Annotated in this window: 12 protein-coding genes; 4 read left to right on the top strand and 8 right to left on the bottom strand. The window is 57.0% G+C overall.

The window, feature by feature from the left end; translation table 11 throughout:
• The first annotated feature begins 32 nt into the window (after window positions 1–32).
• The 3 genes from bsmA to LJA86_RS19965 all read left to right on the top strand — a co-directional run bounded on the left by bsmA (window position 33) and on the right by LJA86_RS19965 (window position 2,889).
• On the top strand, window positions 33–362 hold the full coding sequence (gene bsmA / locus LJA86_RS19975) for a biofilm peroxide resistance protein BsmA (protein ID WP_072052249.1): 330 nt from the start codon (window positions 33–35) through the stop codon (window positions 360–362).
• A gap of 136 nt (window positions 363–498) precedes the next feature.
• Window positions 499–786 carry a DUF1471 family protease activator YjfN gene (yjfN, locus tag LJA86_RS19970; protein ID WP_021240708.1) on the top strand — a complete coding sequence of 96 codons (288 nt, stop codon included), beginning with the start codon at window positions 499–501 and terminating at the stop codon, window positions 784–786.
• Between the two features lie 171 nt (window positions 787–957).
• Window positions 958–2,889, top strand: coding sequence for a methyl-accepting chemotaxis protein (locus LJA86_RS19965; RefSeq protein WP_229226626.1), 1,932 nt, complete (start codon window positions 958–960; stop codon window positions 2,887–2,889).
• Here LJA86_RS19965 and LJA86_RS19960 read toward each other — a convergent pair.
• Window positions 2,886–4,508, bottom strand: a complete 1,623-nt coding sequence (locus tag LJA86_RS19960; protein ID WP_229226625.1) for an isovaleryl-CoA dehydrogenase — start codon at window positions 4,506–4,508, stop codon at window positions 2,886–2,888. The genes LJA86_RS19965 and LJA86_RS19960 overlap by 4 nt on opposite strands.
• Before the next feature lie 193 nt (window positions 4,509–4,701).
• On the opposite strand from LJA86_RS19960, the gene LJA86_RS19955 reads away from it, so the two are divergent.
• Window positions 4,702–5,976 (top strand): MFS transporter, encoded by a 1,275-nt coding sequence (locus tag LJA86_RS19955; RefSeq protein ID WP_196347140.1) that lies wholly within the window; start codon window positions 4,702–4,704, stop codon window positions 5,974–5,976.
• Window positions 5,977–6,058: 82 nt separating this feature from the next.
• Here LJA86_RS19955 and rlmB read toward each other — a convergent pair whose 3' ends face one another.
• The 7 genes from rlmB to hflK all read right to left on the bottom strand — a co-directional run bounded on the left by rlmB (window position 6,059) and on the right by hflK (window position 13,893).
• On the bottom strand, window positions 6,059–6,790 hold the full coding sequence (rlmB, locus tag LJA86_RS19950) for a 23S rRNA (guanosine(2251)-2'-O)-methyltransferase RlmB (RefSeq protein ID WP_048225287.1): 732 nt from the start codon (window positions 6,788–6,790) through the stop codon (window positions 6,059–6,061).
• A 66-nt stretch (window positions 6,791–6,856) separates the two neighbouring features.
• A complete protein-coding gene (rnr, locus tag LJA86_RS19945) occupies window positions 6,857–9,298 on the bottom strand; it encodes a ribonuclease R (protein WP_069720061.1) in 2,442 nt (813 codons plus the stop codon).
• 38 nt (window positions 9,299–9,336) lie between these two features.
• Window positions 9,337–9,762: a nitric oxide-sensing transcriptional repressor NsrR gene (gene nsrR / locus LJA86_RS19940; RefSeq protein ID WP_010427492.1), complete on the bottom strand. Its 426-nt coding sequence runs from the start codon at window positions 9,760–9,762 to the stop codon at window positions 9,337–9,339.
• 192 nt (window positions 9,763–9,954) lie between these two features.
• Window positions 9,955–11,253 carry an adenylosuccinate synthase gene (locus tag LJA86_RS19935; RefSeq protein WP_006178975.1) on the bottom strand — a complete coding sequence of 433 codons (1,299 nt, stop codon included), beginning with the start codon at window positions 11,251–11,253 and terminating at the stop codon, window positions 9,955–9,957.
• Window positions 11,254–11,357: 104 nt separating this feature from the next.
• Window positions 11,358–11,555, bottom strand: a complete 198-nt coding sequence (locus LJA86_RS19930; protein ID WP_003855996.1) for a DUF2065 domain-containing protein — start codon at window positions 11,553–11,555, stop codon at window positions 11,358–11,360.
• Between the two features lie 71 nt (window positions 11,556–11,626).
• Complete coding sequence (hflC, locus tag LJA86_RS19925) at window positions 11,627–12,631, bottom strand: protease modulator HflC (protein ID WP_008502916.1); 1,005 nt, start codon at window positions 12,629–12,631, stop codon at window positions 11,627–11,629.
• A 2-nt stretch (window positions 12,632–12,633) separates the two neighbouring features.
• Window positions 12,634–13,893: an FtsH protease activity modulator HflK gene (gene hflK / locus LJA86_RS19920; protein ID WP_045907965.1), complete on the bottom strand. Its 1,260-nt coding sequence runs from the start codon at window positions 13,891–13,893 to the stop codon at window positions 12,634–12,636.
• Window positions 13,894–13,943 lie beyond the last annotated feature (50 nt).

Raw genomic sequence — 13,943 nt, 5'->3', positions numbered from 1 at the left:
CCCCCAAAACTAAATTCACAGACAACTACACTATGGCTATCAGGAAACGAGATATGGTTATGCGCAGGTTTGCTGCTTTAGTGCTGGTGTTTCTGCTCAGTGGCTGTAGCGCGCTGCAGGGAACGCCGCAACCCGCTCCACCGGTCGCCGATCATCCACAGGAGATTCGTCGTAATCAGACGGAAGGATTACAACGAATGGGCACCGTCTCCGCGCTGGTTCGCGGCTCCCCGGATGACGCAGAAGCGGCAATCAAAGCACAAGCCGTCGCCGCCAAAGCAGATTATTACGTCATCATTATGATCGACGAAACCATCATAACGGGACAGTGGTATTCACAGGCCATTTTGTACCGTAAATAATGGTTTTCCTTTGAACGAGATTTACACTGCTTTGCGTCCATAGACATTTTCCTGTCCACAATAAACTCCATGCCCGCGTCAATGGAAGGGAGTTTATTCGCGAAGGATTGCCCGGCGGATACCGGAGATATGTGAAATGGAGCTGACGATGAAACGAACTCTTGCTTTGACCTCTCTGTTGCTCTCAGCCGGCCTGGTGAGCACCACTGCGCAGTCAGCAGAATTCGCCAGTGCTGACTGTGTAACTGGCCTGAATGAAATTGGCCAGATCTCCGTGAATAATATCTCGGGGAGCCCGCAAGACGTTGAACGCGTTGTGGCATTAAAGGCCGATGAGCAGGGTGCTTCATGGTATCGCATCATCCAGATGCAGGAAGATAACCATATCGACCACTGGCGGGTACAGGCCATTCTCTACGTGTAATATCCTCCTGATAAAAGCCACTTATTTTTAGTGGCTTTTCGCTTTTGCAAATTTTTTATCTAATCAAAAACCAATAAATAACAACAAAATAACATTTTGTTACATTAATTCAGTAAACGTAATCCCCGCTCTGCCGTTGAAGAACCATACCTTTTCAATGATGAGCAATTTATGATCAACGTTTTTCGCCGTGCAGGCCTGGGGGCGAAGCTGTCGCTGCTTACGGGCGTCAGTGTCGCCACGCTGTTTCTGCTTTTCACTTTTCTGCTCAGTCAAAAAGCCAGCCAGCAGCTTGAAGCCCTTGCGGTAGAAGACCTGCATAATCAGTCTACCGGCATGGTCGACATGGTGCAGATGTTTAACACCAGCCTGAGTGAAGAGGTGGAGAGTTATACCCGGCTGTTTACTACCTTTTTACCGCAGCCACTGAATAGTGATCCTTCCCAACCCCAGACGATCAACGGGCTCAGCGTCCCGCTTCTGAAAGGCGGCGACACCGGGCTACATGAAAATAACACCCTGTCGGACGACTTCCTGAACCGTACGGGAGCCATCTCGACGCTGTTTGTACGCAGCGGAAACGACTTTGTTCGCGTAGCGACTTCCCTGCGCAAAGAGAATGGCGAGCGGGCAATGGGCACCGTGCTGGATACTTCCAGTCCGGCCTTTGCCGCCGTCAACAAAGGTGAAGTCTACCGCGGCCTGGCGCTGCTGTTTGGCAAACGCTACATCACCCAGTATCAGCCCGTAAAAAACGCCGAAGGACAGGTCATTGCGATCGTCTTTGTTGGGGTGGACATCACTCACTCCTGGAACGTCATGCGCGAGAAAATTCTCAACCGCCGCCTGGGTAAGAGCGGTCACTTCTTCGTGCTGGATCGCAGCAACGGCAAAACGCGCGGGCAATACCTGTTCCATGCCGGTGAAGAGGGACAGCTGCCGAAGTGGGACGACGCGACGCAGCAGCAGCTTCTGGGTGACAAGCCCGGCACCCTGGAACGCGTAAGCGACGACGGCCGCACGCTTAAAATGGCGTATACCCCGCTGCCAGGCTGGAACTGGACTATTGTCGGCGAAGTGGATAAATCGGTGCTGCTCGCAAGCGTCAACGCCATGCGCGATCGCTTCCTGCTGGCCGGCGTGGTCTTATCTATCCTGTTTGCTGGTCTGTTCGTGATCCTCATTCGCCGCGTGCTGACCCGACCGCTGCGCAATGTGATCCATCTTGCCCGGCAATATGCCGCAGGGGATCTCCGTTCCAGCCTGCCCGTGACGCGCCATGACGAAGTCGGCCAGTTGATCGACGCCATCAACGGCATCGGCGGCGGCCTGCAAAAAATTGTCCTGCAGGTCCGCGGGGCCGCAGGCGAGATCCATTTGGGCACCAACGCGCTGGCCGCCGATACCGGCGAGATTTCAGAGCAGATCAACAAGCAGGCCAGCAGCGTGGAAGAGACCTCCGCCAGCATGGAGCAGTTGGCCGCCACCGTGCAGCAAAATGCCGCCAACATGGAGCAAACGCAGCAGTTGGTGGGTGAAACCTCGCTCGCGGTGCATCAGGGCGGTGAGACGGTCACCCACGCGGTGTCGACGATGGACGACATTCGCGAAGCGTCAAAACGCATCGAAGACATCACGCGCGTGATTGAGTCTATCGCTTTCCAGACCAATATCCTGGCGCTGAATGCGGCAGTGGAAGCGGCCCGCGCGGGCGAGCACGGAAAAGGGTTTGCGGTGGTCGCGCAGGAAGTTCGCGCCCTGGCAGGACGCAGCGCCAACGCGGTGAAGGAGATTGAACAGCTGATTGGCGATACGCTCAGGAAAGTGAGCGAGGGCCATGCGCTGTCTGAAAAGACGCGCCTGGCGATGGATGACATCATCATTCATATCGATAACATCAGCCAGCTGGTCACCGAGATTAACCATGCTTCACGCGAGCAGTCCGCCGGGATTGGCCAGGTGAATCTCGCCATGACCCACATTGGCGAAGCGTCGCATATTAATGCCGATCGTATCTCACGCAGCGAACAAACTGCTCAAACGCTGCGCGAGAAGGGATCACATCTGGCCCAGCTGGTAAGTCTGTTCCAGCTAAAAGACTAACCGACTCTGCCCGTCGCACGCAGCAGCAGGTCACTTTGCACCTGCTCGCTAATCAGCGTGCCGCCACGGGTATCCAGCATCATGCGGCACCACGCCTGCGCCACCGGGGGCGATGCGTGCCGCAGCATTTCGCTCCCGGCACCCAGCAGGAAAAGCTGCTGCGCAATTTCCCGCCCCTGCGCCTCCTGCGGTTTACGCAGTTTTTGCTGAAGCTGTCGCCAGCTGCGGTCGAAGTGTCTGTCCTGCCCTTTGACCTGTGCAAACTCATCGGCAAGCAGATCGTGAATACCCGGCTGCTTCGCCAGCACGCGCAGCACGTCCAGGCACATGATGTTGCCGGACCCTTCCCAGATGCTGTTCACCGGCATCTCGCGATACAGGCGGGGAAGTTCGCTCTCCTCGCAGTACCCGACTCCGCCCAGCACCTCCATCGCTTCAGCCACAAACGGGATGCCCGCTTTGCACACGCTAAATTTCGCGGCCGGGGTAAACAGCCGCGCCCATGCCGCCTCCTGCGGATCCGCGCGTTTATCCCACGCCCGCGCCAGGCGGAACAGCAGCGCCGTTTGCCCCTCCAGCACCAGCGCCATCCGGCTTAGCACTTCGCGCATGAGCGGCTGATCGATAAGATTTTTGCCGAAGGTCTGGCGCTGATGCGCATGGTACAGCGCCACGGACAGCGCCCGGCGCATCAGTCCGTGGCTGCCCAGCGCGCAGTCAAAGCGCGTCAGACCGCCCATTTTGAGGATCTGCCGTACCCCTTCGCCCTCTTCCCCCAGCAGCCAGCCGCAGGCATCAAGAAACTCCACCTCGCTGCTGGCGTTGGAGCGGTTCCCGAGCTTGTCCTTAAGGCGCTCCAGCCGGACGGCGTTGCGCTGTCCGTCAGGCAAAAAGCGCGGCACAAAAAAGCAGGACAACCCGCCCTTCGCCTGCGCCAGCACGAGATGCGCATCGCTTTGCGGGACGGAGAAAAACCATTTATGCCCCACCAACCGGTAGCTGCCGTCGCCGCATTTTTCCGCTTTGGTGGTGTTGCTCAGCACGTCCGAGCCGCCCTGCTTTTCCGTCATCCCCATACCGATCAGCAGGCCGCGCTTTTGCGCGCCAGGCGCCAGATGCGGATCGTAGCGATCGCTGAGTAACGGCGTTAGCCAGTCATGAAATATTTTGGGAAGCGCCTGCTGCAGAAGCGGCGTGGCGGCAAACGTCATGGTGACCGGGCAAAGCGTGCCCGCTTCCACCTGAGCATGAAGCACAAAGCGTGCGGCCCGCGCGACAAACGACCCTTTACGCGCCTCCTCTTCCCATGCCAGGTTATGTACCCGATTGGCACACAGCCCCTGCATCAGCAGGTGCCATGCCGGGTGAAAGCGGACGTCATCCAGTCGCTCTCCGGTGGCGTCATAGCGAAGCAACTCCGGCGGATTCACGTTCGCCAACCTGCCCAGCTCCAGCGACTCTGCGGTGCCTAACTGCTGCCCGATGCTGGCGAGCAGCTCGATATCCCACTCGGCCCCTTCACGCGCGACCGCATCGCGCAGCGCGCAGTCTGAGAGAAAAAGGTTGCTGTTAGAGAGTGGTGCGGGTTGATTGAAAACGGTATGGGTCTGCCAGTGCATACTGTCTCCCTCCTTCAGTGGCAATGACGATAAGTATGGACAGACCGCGCATACGCTGCATGGGAGGGGAGTCACACGTTCACGATCCCGCTGATATCATTCGTGAAATAGCTCACAGAACATAAGAATAAACTATTTCATGCCTTCGCTTTTGTTGAATAATTTATTCTTACCCTTTTCAGTGAGGATCGTTATGCAACCGGATGCGCACAAGCGAGCATTAATTGCCGGCTCCATTGGTAACTTTATCGAGTGGTATGAGTTTGCGGTCTACGGTTTTCTGGCGACCGTCATTGCGAAGAACTTCTTCCAGCTTGAAGGGGAAGCGGGGCTTACCAGCCTGATCCTCACCTACGCCTCATTCGCCATCGCCTTCTTCTTCCGTCCGCTGGGTGCGGTGGTGTTTGGACGCATCGGCGACCGAATTGGCCGTAAGCCGACGCTCATTATTGTGCTGGTGCTCATGACGCTCGCTACCGCCGCCATCGGCATTGTGCCGGTCTATGCCAGCATCGGGATTGCCGCACCGCTCATTATTACGCTGCTGCGCATCCTGCAGGGACTGTTCGCGGGCGGCGAGTATGGCGGTGCGGTCTCGCTGATGACGGAGTTTGCTCCGCGCGGCAAGCGTGGCCTGTACGGCGCGTGGCAGTCCTTTACTGTGGCGCTGGGGCTGTTAGCGGGTGCAGGCATCGTGGCGCTGCTCTCTGCCCTCCTCACGCCTGAGGCCCTGCACGATTGGGGCTGGCGCATTCCTTTCTTCCTGGCGCTGCCCATGGGCGTTGTTGCGCTGTGGCTTCGTGTCAGTATGGAAGAGACACCCAGCTTTGTGCAGCAGCAGGATAAACCGGCTGTCGCTCAGGCGGATATTGCCGCCACGCTCCGGGCCATCGTGATGGGGATTGGCCGCGTGATGGTCTGGTCTGCGGCGGGGTACACCTACCTGGTGATTATGCCGACCTATCTGCAGTCGGCGCTGCACACCGGGTTTAACCAGGCGCTGCTGATCGCGGTGATTTCGAACGTTGGGTTTGCGCTGACCATCATTCCATCGGGGATCCTGAGCGATAGGATCGGGCGTCGCACGGTGATGATTATCGCCACCGCGCTGCTGCTGATCCTCGCCCTGCCGCTGCTGAAACTTCTGCAGGCGGAGTCCAGCACGCTGGCGGTGAAAGCGATAGTGGTATTGATTGCGGGCGGTCTGGTGGGCATGCTGGCAGGGCCGGGCCCGGCGATGCTCTCTGAGATGTTCCCGACGCGCGTACGCTATACCGGGCTGGGGCTGGCCTACTCGTTATCGAACGCGATTTTCTCAGGCTGTGCGGGGTTAATCATTACCGGGCTGATTAAGCAGACGGGTAACCTGGATATTCCGGCGTACTACGTGATGGCAACGGCGGTGGTGAGTATTTTCGCACTGATGACGCTGAGGAAGGATGACCATCTGCGGTCGTTAGAGGAGTGAGGTTGTTTTGCCGGGTGGCGGCTTCGCCTGACCCGGCCTACAAAACCGTAGGCCCGGTAAGCGAAGCGCCACCGGGCGAAAATCAGCTGCGCTGACGCACCGCTTCAAACAGGCAGATGCCCGTCGCAACAGACACGTTCAGGGAGGACACGCTGCCTGCCATCGGGATGCTGATCAGCTCGTCGCAGTGCTCGCGGGTCAGACGACGCATGCCTTCACCTTCCGCCCCCATCACCAGCGCCAGACGGCCGGTCATTTTGCTCTGGTACAGAGTATGATCCGCTTCACCGGCAGTCCCGACGATCCAGATGTTCTCTTCCTGCAGCAGACGCATGGTGCGCGCCAGGTTAGTCACGCGGATCAGCGGAACGTTTTCCGCCGCGCCGCAGGCCACTTTCTTCGCCGTCGCGTTCAGTTGCGCGGAGCGATCTTTCGGCACGATCACCGCATGCACGCCCGCCGCATCAGCGCTGCGCAGACACGCGCCGAGGTTGTGCGGATCGGTAACGCCATCGAGGATCAGGAAGAATGGATTCTCCAGCCCAGCGATAAGATCCGGCAGATCGTTTTCCTGATACTGACGGCCCGGCTTCACGCGGGCAATAATGCCCTGGTGCACCGCCCCGTCACTTTTTTCATCCAGGAACTGGCGGTTCGCCAGCTGGATCACCACGCCCTGCGCTTCCAGGGCGTGGATCAGCGGCATCAGACGTTTGTCTTCACGCCCTTTCAGAATAAACACTTCCTGAAAACGCTCCGGTGCGCGCTCGAGAAGGGCCTGCACCGCGTGGATGCCGTAAATCATTTCACTCATTGATGGTTCTCGTAATAAGTATTTCCCCTCTCCCGGTTGGGGAGAGGGTCAGGGTGAGGGGAGAATTTACTCCGCCTGCTTTTTCTTAGCCGCGCGCTTCGCTTTGGTGGCGGCCGCTATTTTCTGTGTCTTCGCGGAAGGTTTCTTCGCGGAACGGGCTTCTTTCTTCGCCGCCTTCGGCTTCTGCTTCTTCTCGCCGCGGAAAGCGCTGTCCGGCTCGAAGTTCACCTTCTTACCGGCCTGACGGCGCTTGCCGCTCGTTTTGCCGTTTCCGCCTTTTTTCGCTCTTTCGCGCTCGGTTTTACCGACGTTACGCGGGGCGCGCTCGCTGGAGATCAGGCTGAAGTCGATTTTACGGTCGTCCATATTCACGGCCTCAACCTTCACTTCCACACGGTCGCCCAGGCGGTAGGTCTGGCCGCCAGATTCGCCGATCAGGCGCTGGCCGACCTGGTCGAAGCGGTAGTAGTCGTTATCCAGGCTGGAGACATGCACCAGACCGTCGATAAACAGCTCATCCAGACGAACGAAGAAGCCAAAGCCGGTCACGCTGGCAATCACACCTTTGAAGACGTTACCGACCTGGTCCAGCATAAAGTCACACTTCAGCCAGTCCGCCACGTCGCGGGTGGCCTCATCGGCACGGCGTTCGGTCATGGAGCAGTGCTGACCCAGCTGCAGCATCTCTTCCATCGAATAGTGGTAGCCACCGGTTTCGGTGGTGTTCCCTTTATGTCCCTGCTCCTGCGCCAGCAGATACTTGATCGCACGGTGCAAAGAGAGGTCAGGGTAACGACGGATCGGCGACGTAAAGTGGGCGTAAGACTGCAACGCCAGGCCGAAGTGACCGCGGTTTTCCGGATCGTAAATCGCCTGCTTCATTGAGCGCAGCAGCATCGTCTGCAGCATTTCTGCATCAGGACGATCGCTAATGGATTCCAGCAGCTCGGCGTAATCGCGCGGCTCTGGCTTGTTGCCGCCCGGCAGCTCCAGACCCAATTCGGCCAGCACGGAGCGGAACGCGGTGATGGCTTCCGTCGACGGTTTATCGTGAATACGGAACAGCGCCGGTTCTTTGGCTTTCTCAACGAAGCGTGCCGCCGAGATGTTCGCCAGAATCATACACTCTTCGATCAGCTTGTGCGCATCGTTACGCTGGGTCTGTTCGATACGCTCAATGCGGCGCTCGGCGTTGAAGATAAACTTCGCTTCTTCGCTCTCAAAGGAGATCCCGCCGCGCTCTTCGCGCGCCTGATCCAGCGTTTTGTAGAGGTTATGCAGCTCTTCGATGTGTTTGACCAGCGGCGCATACTGTTCGCGCAGATCCTGGTCGCCCTGCAGCATATGCCAGACCTTGGTATAGGTCAGACGCGCATGCGAACTCATCACCGCTTCGTAGAACTTGTAGCCGGTTAAGCGCCCTTTGTTGGAGATGGTCATCTCGCACACCATACAGAGGCGGTCAACCTGCGGGTTCAGGGAGCACAGACCGTTAGAGAGCACTTCCGGCAGCATCGGTACAACCTGCGACGGGAAGTAGACCGAGGTACCGCGGCTGCGCGCTTCGTTATCCAGCGGGGTGTGCGGACGAACATAGTAGCTTACGTCTGCAATCGCTACCCACAGACGCCAGCCGCCGCCGCGTTTTTTCTCGCAGTAGACGGCGTCATCAAAGTCACGGGCGTCTTCACCGTCGATCGTGACCAGCGGCAGGGAGCGGAGATCCACGCGGCCCGCTTTGGATTCTTCCGGCACTTCTTCACGCAGGCTTTCGATCTGCTCTTCAACCGCTTTCGGCCAGATGTACGGAATTTCGTGGGTGCGCAGCGCCATATCAACGGCCATGCCGGTGCCCATGTTATCGCCCAGCACTTCGACGATTTTACCTACCGCTTTGGTGCGACGGGTTGGGCGCTGGGTGAGTTCCACCACCACCACAAAGCCCATGCGGGCGCCCATCACCTCTTCAGGTGGGATCAGGATGTCGAAGCTCAGACGGCTGTCGTCCGGCACCACGAACCCCACGCCCGCGTCGGTAAAGTAGCGGCCGACAATCTGGCTGGTTTTTGGCACCAGCACGCGCACGACGCGCGCTTCGCGGCGACCTTTACGGTCGGCGCCCAGCGGCTGCGCCAGAATTTGGTCGCCGTGGATGCACATTTTCATCTGTTCAGATGAGAGATACAGATCGTCTTTACGGCCTTCCACGCGCAGGAAGCCGAAGCCATCGCGGTGACCAATAACGGTCCCTTTCAGCAGATCGAGGCGTTCTGGCAGCGCGTAGCACTGGCGGCGGGTAAAGACCAGTTGCCCGTCACGCTCCATCGCGCGCAGGCGGCGGCGAAGGGCTTCAATTTGCTCTTCACCTTCAATGTTTAATTCAACAGCAAGTTCTTCACGATTGGCGGGTTTTTCGCGTTTTGTTAAGTGTTCAATGATGAACTCGCGGCTGGGGATAGGATTCGCGTATTTTTCGGCTTCGCGTTCCTGGAAAGGATCGTGTGACATGTCGGTTCCTCCGTTGTCAGCTCCGGTGGAAATTTTCTTCATTCCACCAGCAATAATTTATAAAGCGGTTGATTCTCTTCAACCAAATCGGCCAGCGTGTAGTTATCCAGTTCCATGAGAAAACTTTGCACGGCCTTAGAAAGCGCCTGTTTCAGGCGGCAAGCGGGCGTGATGTGGCAGAACTCGCTGCTGCAGTTCACCAGAGAGAGCGGCTCCAGTTCACGTACCACATCGCCAACACGAATACTCTGTGCCGGTTTACCAAGACGGATCCCACCATTCTTCCCGCGGACGGCAGCAACGTATCCGGCACGACTAAGTTGATTGATTATTTTGACCATATGATTACGGGATACGCCGTAGACCTCTGTGACTTCAGAGATACTGGTCATTTTCCCATCGGGTAACGACGCCATGTAGATCAGCGCGCGTAAGCCGTAATCGGTGAAACTTGTTAACTGCACATCAACCTCAGGAAAAAGGGAAATCGCGGACAAACCGCAGAGATATTCATTAATGATGATAAACCAGCCAGATAGTTAGCGGCTAATTTATTTGACAGACGGGGCGAAAAAGCGGAGATCCAGGAGCGGTCGCCGGATGGCGCTACGCTTATCCGGCCTACGGGTCTCCCCGCAGGCCAGCAGTCACGAAGATTATGCGTCGAACGGGTCGCGCAGGATCATCGTTTCAGTACGATCCGGGCCGGTAGAAATAATATCGATCGGCACTTCGGTCAGTTCTTCAATACGCTTGATGTAATCCAGCGCCGCCTGCGGCAGGCCGCTACGCTCTTTCACACCGAAAGTGGTCTCAGACCAGCCCGGCATGGTTTCGTAGATTGGCTCAATGCCTTCCCAGTCGTCAGCAGCCAGCGGAGTGGTGGTCACTTCGCGGCCATCTGGCATACGGTAGCCTACGCAGATTTTCACTTCTTTCAGGCCGTCCAGTACGTCCAGCTTGGTCAGGCAGAAGCCAGACAGGGAGTTGATCTGCACTGCACGACGCACGGCGACCGCATCCAGCCAGCCGGTACGACGACGACGACCGGTGGTCGCGCCAAACTCGTTACCCTGCTTGCACAGGAACTCGCCGGTTTCATCAAACAGTTCGGTCGGGAATGGACCGGCACCCACGCGAGTGGAGTACGCTTTGATGATACCCAGAACGTAATCCACATAACGTGGACCCAGGCCAGAGCCGGTCGCCACGCCACCCGCGGTGGTGTTAGAGGAGGTTACGTACGGATAGGTACCGTGGTCGATGTCCAGCAGCGTACCCTGCGCACCTTCGAACATGACGAAATCGCCACGCTTGCGCGCCTGGTCCAGCAGATCGGATACATCAACAACCATACCGGTCAGAATGTCTGCAATCGCCATGACGTCATCCAGCACTTTCTGGTAGTCAACAGCGTCAGCTTTGTAGAAGTTCACCAGCTGGAAGTTGTGATATTCCATCACTTCTTTCAGCTTTTCAGCGAAGGTCGCTTTGTCGAAGAGATCGCCCACGCGCAGACCGCGACGTGCAACTTTATCTTCGTAAGCCGGGCCGATACCACGACCGGTGGTGCCGATCGCTTTCGCGCCACGCGCTTTTTCACGCGCAACGTCCAGCGCCACGTGATAATCCAGGATCAGCGGGCAGGCTTCGGAGAGCAGCAGACGCTCACGAACAGGGATACCACGGTCTTCCAGTCCTTTCATCTCTTTCATCAGCGCCGCTGGAGACAGCACAACGCCGTTACCGATGATGCTGGTGACGTTTTCGCGAAGAATGCCTGATGGAATAAGATGGAGGACGGTTTTTTCACCGTTGATTACGAGAGTATGGCCTGCGTTGTGACCGCCCTGGTAGCGCACAACATATTTAGCCCGTTCAGTCAGAAGATCAACAATCTTCCCTTTACCTTCGTCACCCCATTGGGTGCCCAGTACGACGACGTTGTTACCCATTTTTTTCAAAATCACCGTTTGCTTAAAAATGGATTCTACCATCGCTTTTTCAGATATACAGCACTTTTTGACCTCAAAATACGCCGATTGCGCCTACTTTTTGATCAGCCAATCGTTTTCCTCAACATGTAGTAGATCACGATGCCCGCAACCACAAGACCGCCGCCAAAACGACGTAAAATATTATCCGGCAGTTGGCTCATGGTGGCGATCATTCGACGCCAGGCGCGTGGATAGAGCATCGGTCCCAGACCTTCCAGCACCAGGACCAGGGCCAGCGCGAGCCAGATTGTTGAATTCATTTTTGTTCCTTATAAAAGAAAACCACCGCTCCGTGGGGAGCGGTGGTTTGAATACTCAAACGAGCCTGAGTTTATCGCGTTGCGTTAGTCGGCGTCTTCATATAACGGAAGAAATCGCTGTCCGGGCTGAGCACCATCACATCCTGGTTGCTCTGGAAGCTATTCTCGTAAGCACGCAGGCTACGGATAAAGGCATAGAAGTCAGGATCCTGGCTGAAGGCATCAGCAAACAGTTTCGCGGCTTCCGCATCACCTTCACCGCGCAGGATACGGCCCTGGCGCTCAGACTCCGCCAGCGTCTTGGCCACTTCGTAGTCCGCAGCAGCACGCAGCTTCTCCGCCTCTTCCTGGCCCTGTGAACGGTGACGACGGGCGACCGCTTCACGCTCGGCGCGCATACGGTTGTAAATCGCCTCGGACACTTCCACCGGCAGGTTGATCTGCTTGATACGCACGTCCACCACTTCGATACCCAGCGCAGCCATACTGTTCGGGTTGATCACCGGCACTTTACCGTTGGTTTCTGCCTGAACGCGTTCAGCCGCTTTGGCAATTGCATCGTCAGCTGCTGGCGTTGAAACTTCATCTTCCGTGCCCGCGGTGCCGGAGTTCAGCGCATCGCGAACTTCCAGGGTCAGACGCCCACGGGAATCGGTCACGATGTCTTTCACATCCAGACGACCAATCTCGGAACGCAGACGGTCAGAGAACTTACGTTTCAGCAGCACTTCCGCCTGAGAAACGTCACCGCCGCCCGTTGCCAGGAAGTAACGGCTGAAATCACTGATGCGCCATTTGATATAGGAATCAACGATCAGGTCTTTCTTCTCTTTGGTCACGAAACGGTCGGCCTGGTTATCCATGGTCTGGATACGCGCATCCAGCGTTTTCACAGACTGAATGAACGGCACCTTGAAGTGCAGGCCCGGTTCGTAAATGACCGGACGTTTGTCGCCATCACGCACGACGCTGCTGAACTGGAACTTGATCCCACGCTCGCCCTCTTTCACCACAAAGATCGAGGTATAAAGCACGACCAGTACGATGACGATGATCGCAATAACTGACTTACGCATCCTTATTCCCCCTGACGCTGGTAGTCGTTACGCTGCGCGTTAGCACGGCGTTGGTCCATAATGTCACCATCGTTCGAAGAAGGCGTTGTGTTCGTGCTGGCGCTGCCCGTTGAGGATGGCGGCAGACGCAGCAGGTTGTTCGCACCGCTGTTATCTTTTGCTGCCGGAGCAGAACCGCCTTTCAGCATCTGATCCAGCGGCAGCACCATCAGGTTTCCGCCTTTACTGTCGTTAACCAACACTTTGCGGGTGTGGCTCAGCACTTTTTCCATGGTCTCGATATAGAGACGCTCACGGGTAATTTCCGGCGCCGCTTTATATTCAGGCAGGATCTTCGCAAAGCGAGCCACTTCACCCTGTGCTTCCAGGATGGTCTGGGTCTTATACGCACGCGCTTCTTCCAGAATACGCTGCGCCTGACCGTTAGCACGCGGCTGAACTTCGTTGGTGTAAGCTTCTGCTTCACGGATGTACTGCTGTTCGTTTTCACGTGCAGCAATCGCATCGTCAAAGGCCGCTTTTACCTCTTCCGGCGGACGGGCAGCCTGGAAGTTGACGTCCAGCAGGGTAATACCCATGTTGTACGGACGAATGGTCTCTTCCAGCTCACGCTGGGTATCGCTACGAATAACGGTACGACCTTCGGTCAGAATGCGGTCCATGGTGTATTTACCGATCACACCACGCAGGGCGCTGTCGGTCGCCTGACGCAGGCTGTCATCGGCGCTGGTCACGCTAAACAGATAACGCTCAGGATCGGTTACGCGGTACTGCACGTTCATCTCAACGCGCACGACGTTTTCGTCAGAGGTCAGCATCACGCCAGAGGCGGCCAGTTCACGGACGGATTCCACGTTGACCGCAGTCACGTCGTCAATGAAGGTCGGTTTCCAGTTCAGGCCCGGCTCAACCAGATGGCTGAACTTACCGAAGCGGGTCACCACACCGCGTTCCGCTTCTTTAATGGTGTAGAACCCGGTAGCAGCCCAGATGATTACCACTGCAGCGGCAACGATACCCACTACGCGGCCACCCATTTGCGGGCGCGGCCCCTGGGTGGAATTTCCACCTGAGCCAGAACCTTTACCTCCGCCAAGACCACCAAGCTTTTTGCTCAGCTTGCGGAAGATATCATCCAGATCCGGCGGCCCCTGCTCGCGACCACCTTTGTTGCCATTTCCCCCAGAGTTGCCGCCTTGATTATTGCTGCTTCCCCACGGGTCGCGGTCCTGTCCGTTATTACCGGGCTGATTCCACGCCATGTATATGCTCCATATTTGTTATGCAAGGGCGAATTATTCAGGCATCCCCT

The sequence above is a fragment of the Enterobacter sp. TCD1-1 genome (assembly GCF_020567405.1).
Classification (GTDB): Bacteria; Pseudomonadota; Gammaproteobacteria; order Enterobacterales; family Enterobacteriaceae; genus Enterobacter; species Enterobacter quasiroggenkampii.
The sequence above is the reverse complement of the archived record's forward strand: the minus strand, read 5'-3'. Positions and strand labels throughout refer to the sequence as shown.